Origin of the sequence: Methyloceanibacter marginalis, from assembly GCF_001723295.1 — a bacterium.
Taxonomy (GTDB): domain Bacteria; phylum Pseudomonadota; class Alphaproteobacteria; order Rhizobiales; family Methyloligellaceae; genus Methyloceanibacter; species Methyloceanibacter marginalis.
Map to the genome: position 1 here is coordinate 1 of NZ_LPWD01000101.1, position 4,153 is coordinate 4,153.

General features: G+C 65.3%; 2 protein-coding genes and 1 pseudogene. 2 read left to right on the forward strand and 1 reads right to left on the reverse strand.

The window, feature by feature from the left end:
- Positions 1 to 841 (forward strand): annotated as a pseudogene (locus AUC71_RS17370) (KpsF/GutQ family sugar-phosphate isomerase); the annotation flags it as partial.
- Here the strand turns inward: AUC71_RS17370 and AUC71_RS04585 are convergent.
- Complete coding sequence (locus AUC71_RS04585; protein ID WP_069623309.1) at positions 801 to 2,465, reverse strand: B12-binding domain-containing radical SAM protein; 1,665 nt, start codon at positions 2,463 to 2,465, stop codon at positions 801 to 803. The pseudogene AUC71_RS17370 and the gene AUC71_RS04585 sit on opposite strands and share 41 nt — an antisense overlap.
- A 162-nt stretch (positions 2,466 to 2,627) precedes the next feature.
- On the opposite strand from AUC71_RS04585, the gene glpD reads away from it, so the two are divergent.
- Complete coding sequence (gene glpD, locus AUC71_RS04590; RefSeq protein WP_069623310.1) at positions 2,628 to 4,133, forward strand: glycerol-3-phosphate dehydrogenase; 1,506 nt, start codon at positions 2,628 to 2,630, stop codon at positions 4,131 to 4,133.
- Positions 4,134 to 4,153 lie beyond the last annotated feature (20 nt).

A 4,153-nucleotide genomic window follows, 5' to 3' on the forward strand; every position in this document is an offset into this window, starting at 1 on the left:
GCGGCCGCCGCGGCCGCGTCATCGTCACCGGCATGGGCAAGAGCGGTCATGTGGGCTTGAAGGTGGCCGCCACCTTGTCCTCCACCGGCACGCCCGCCTATTTCGTGCATCCAAGCGAGGCGAGCCACGGCGACCTCGGCATGATCACCCAAGACGATGCCATCCTCGCCTTCTCCTGGTCGGGCGAGACCGTGGAGCTCGGCAATATCCTGTCCTATTCGCGCCGCTTCGCCGTGCCGCTGATCGCCGTGACTTCGAACCCGGACTCCACCCTGGCGCAGGCCGCGGAAGTCGTGCTCACCTTGCCGCACGCCAAGGAGGCCTGCCCCCACGGGCTCGCGCCGACCACCTCTACCGTCATGCAATTGGCGCTCGGCGATTGCATCGCCATCGCGCTTCTGGAGAGCAAGGGCTTCACCGCCCTCGACTCGGCGTGCTGCATCCGGGCGGCCAGCTTGGCGCGAAGCTGAAATTCGTCAGCGACCTCATGCATCACGGCGAAAGCCTGCCGCTGACGCCGGCCGAGACCGTCATGTCCGAGGCGATCGTGGTCATGACCGAGAAGGCGCTCGGCTGTCTCGGCGTCGTGGACGGCAACGGAGCGCTGCTAGGCATCATCACCGACGGCGACTTGCGCCGTCATATGGGCAACGGGCTGCTCGACCGGCGCGCCGGCGAGATCATGACGCCGGGCCCGAAAACCGTGACGCCCGATCTGATGGCGAGCGCCGCGCTCGAGATCATCAACGCGTCCGCCATCACCGCGCTGTTCGTGGTCGAGAACGGACGGCCCGTGGGCATCATCCACATTCACGACCTGCTGCGCGCCGGCGTCGCCTAAGCGGCGACGGCGGTCTCCACCGGCGCTTCGCCCGGGAGAATGAGCGTCCCGCGTCGGGCATGGCGCCGGTCTTCTCGTCGACCTGGGCGAGCGCGTGGGCGAGCGCCGAGTAGTGATAATGCATCGCCACCTTGATCGTGTAGACGAACAGGATATGCGGCTCCCGCCAGCGCCGGCGCACCACGCGCGTCAGCTGCTGCTTGTAGCGCGCCCGCAATGCATCGTCCTTGACCACGGATAGCAGCCGCGCCGCCACCGCGCCGAACCGCACATAATTCAACACGCACCGCTTCATCCAGGCCAGGCGCTGGCCTTTCCAATAGGGAAGCTGGTGCATGACGAACTTGAAATTGTTGTCGAAGAACTGCGTGTCGAGGCGCTTGAAATAAGCGTCCGCCGCATAGCAGTCCTGCATCACCTGGATGAAGCCGTCGCGCAGCGTCTCGCTCGACATGCCGAGCGGCACGACATTGGTGCCATAAAGGTCGGACGCGTCGGGATCGTTCAGGCGCCCCGCCTCCTTGAGCCGGTCGTAAAGCGGGGTGGTCGGGATCGCGTGCAAGAGGCCGATCAGCGCCGCAGAAATTCGCGCGTCTACCAGAAATTTCGGCATGACGTCGAAGATCGAAGGATCGTCATGGTCGAAGCCGACGATCATGCCGCACCACACGTCGAGACCGTGATCCTGGATGCGGTGCACGCGCTCCAGCAACGAGCCGGCGTTCGGCCGCACGTTCTGGAGCTTCTTGGTCTCTTTCAGGGAATCCTCGTTCGGCGTCTCGATGCCGATAAACACGCTCTGGAAGTTGGCGAGCCCCATCAGCTGCATAAGCTCTTCATCCTCGGCCAGGTCGAGTGAGGCCTCGGTGAACAGGGTGAGCGGATAAGCGCGCTCCTGCTGCCAGGCGATGATGTCGCGCAGGACCTCTTTGATCGCCTTCTTGTTGCCGATCAGATTGTCGTCCACCACGAAGATGATCTTCAGCCCGGCGCGCTCGAACGCTTCGAGCTCGGCGATGACCATCTCGCTTGTCTTGAGGCGCGGGCGCCGCCCGAACGTGACGATGATGTCGCAAAACTCGCAGGTGAACGGGCAGCCGCGGGAGATCTGCAGACTGCCGAACATGTAGCGATCGGCCTTGAGCAGATCAACGCGCGGCAAGGGCAAGGTCGCCATGTCGCTCTTGTCTTTCTGCGCATAGCGGGTCTTGTGCGTGCCCTGCTCCCATTCGGCCAGGAACTGCGGCCAAGTCTCGTCCGCTTCGCCGACAAAGATGACGTCGGCGGCCCCTTCCAAAGATTCCGGCTCGACCGTCGCCATCGGCCCGCCGACGACCACCGGCACGCCGCGCGCCTTGACCTCGTCGAGGATTTCCATGAGGCGCCGCCCCTGGATGCTCATGCCCGTCAGGCAGACCAGGTCGGCGCGGCCGAGACGATCAAAGTCGATGTCCTCCACATTCTCATCGACCAGCGTCACCTCGTGATGGTCGGGCACCAGGGCCGCGAGCAGCGCAAGGCAGGAAACCGGCAAATTGGCCCGCTTGCCGAACAGCGGCATGCAATGCTCCAACCCCCAGAAAGAGATGTCGAAACGCGGATTGATAATGACGATATCGGCCATGGGTCCTTCCGGGGTGAGCGTTTGTCCGTGGAGATGATAGTAGAGTATTGAAACGTGGCGACAACACGCCACGATCCTTTAATGGCCTTGCCTTAACAGGCTTGCGCCGTCCTTAACCCTCTTCGCCGCGACGCGGCGCCGACCACGGGGACATTAACGCGGGTGACTGCGGAAACGTTCGACATTCTCGTCGTTGGCGGCGGCATTCATGGCGCGGCCGTCGCCCGTGATGCCGCCGGACGCGGGCTGAAGGTGCTGCTTGCCGAGAAAGGCGACTATGCCTGCGCCACCTCCTCCGCCTCCTCCAAGCTCATCCACGGCGGCTTGCGCTATTTGGAGCAAGGCGAGCTGGGTCTCGTCCGCGAGTCCCTCACCGAGCGCGCCGAGCTCCTCAAGACGGCACCCCATCTTGTCACCCCGCTCAGATTCCTCCTGCCGGTCTATCGCTGGCAGAAGCGGAGCCCGTGGTCGCTCCGCGCCGGGCTTGGCCTCTACGACCTGTTCTCACGCGGCGACGGCCTGCCTGCGAGCGGCCGGCTCCCCCGTACCGAAGCGGCCGCCCTGCCCCGGCTCCGCCAGGAGAATTTGAGCGCGGTGCTGCATTATCATGACTGCCGGGCCGACGATGCGCGGCTCACCTTGAGCGTGGCCCTCGATGCGCGCACCCGAGGCGCCGACATTCTCAACCGCCGCGCCGTGACCGCGATCACGCCTCTGGAGAACGGCTATGCCGTCGAGCTCGATGAGCGCGGCCGGAAGCGCAGTGTCGAGGCGCGCTTCGTCATCAACGCCGCCGGTCCTTTCGTGGCCCAGGTCGATCGCCTGACCTCCGCCGCGCCCGAGCCGCAGCATCTGGAGCTTGTGCGCGGTAGTCACATCGTGCTGCCCATGCCGGACCCGCCGGCGCTCGACGCTTACACCCTGCAAGACGAGGGCGAGCGCATCGTCTTCGTCATGCCGTGGCTGGATGGCCGCTTCCTCGTCGTCGGCACCACCGACGTACCCCATGAGGGTGATCCCGGCACGGCGCACTGCTCGTTCGAGGAGAAGTCCTATCTAGTTCATGCCTATAACCGCTATTTCGCCAATCCCGGCAGAACGGTCACCGAAAGGGACATCGTCTTTACCTGGTCCGGCGTGCGCGCGCTTCATGGCGGCACCGAAACGAAGCCGAGCCGCATCAGCCGCAGCCCTTCGCTCGCGGCCTGCGCCCAAGGCAATGGCGGGTTCCTGACCATCTATGGCGGCAAGCTCACCACCCACCGCGCGCTCGCCGAGGATGCGCTGTTGATGCTCGGCCCGTTCGGCTTGGAGACGAGCGGTGCCTGGACCAAGAACGTGCCTCTATACGGCGGCGGCATGCCCCGGCCGACCCTTCTCGCCCATGCCGAAAAAGGCCCGGCGAGCGTCCCGCCCGACACGCGCCAGCGCTGGGCGCTCACCTATGGCGACAGGATCGACGATGTGTTCGCGCGTCTCGATGCGAACGCCGCCGCCGCCGAGGCCGTCGCCCCGGGCGTATTCCGCGCCGAGCTCGAGCATGCCGCCGAGGTCGAGGACGCCATGACGGCGGAGGACTTCCTGCTCCGCCGCACTAAGCTGCATCTGCTGCTCGACCAGAACGGCCGCGACGCGATCGCGGAGTGGTTCGCCAAGAATATCCAGTAACCGCCGTCAATGCCCGGACT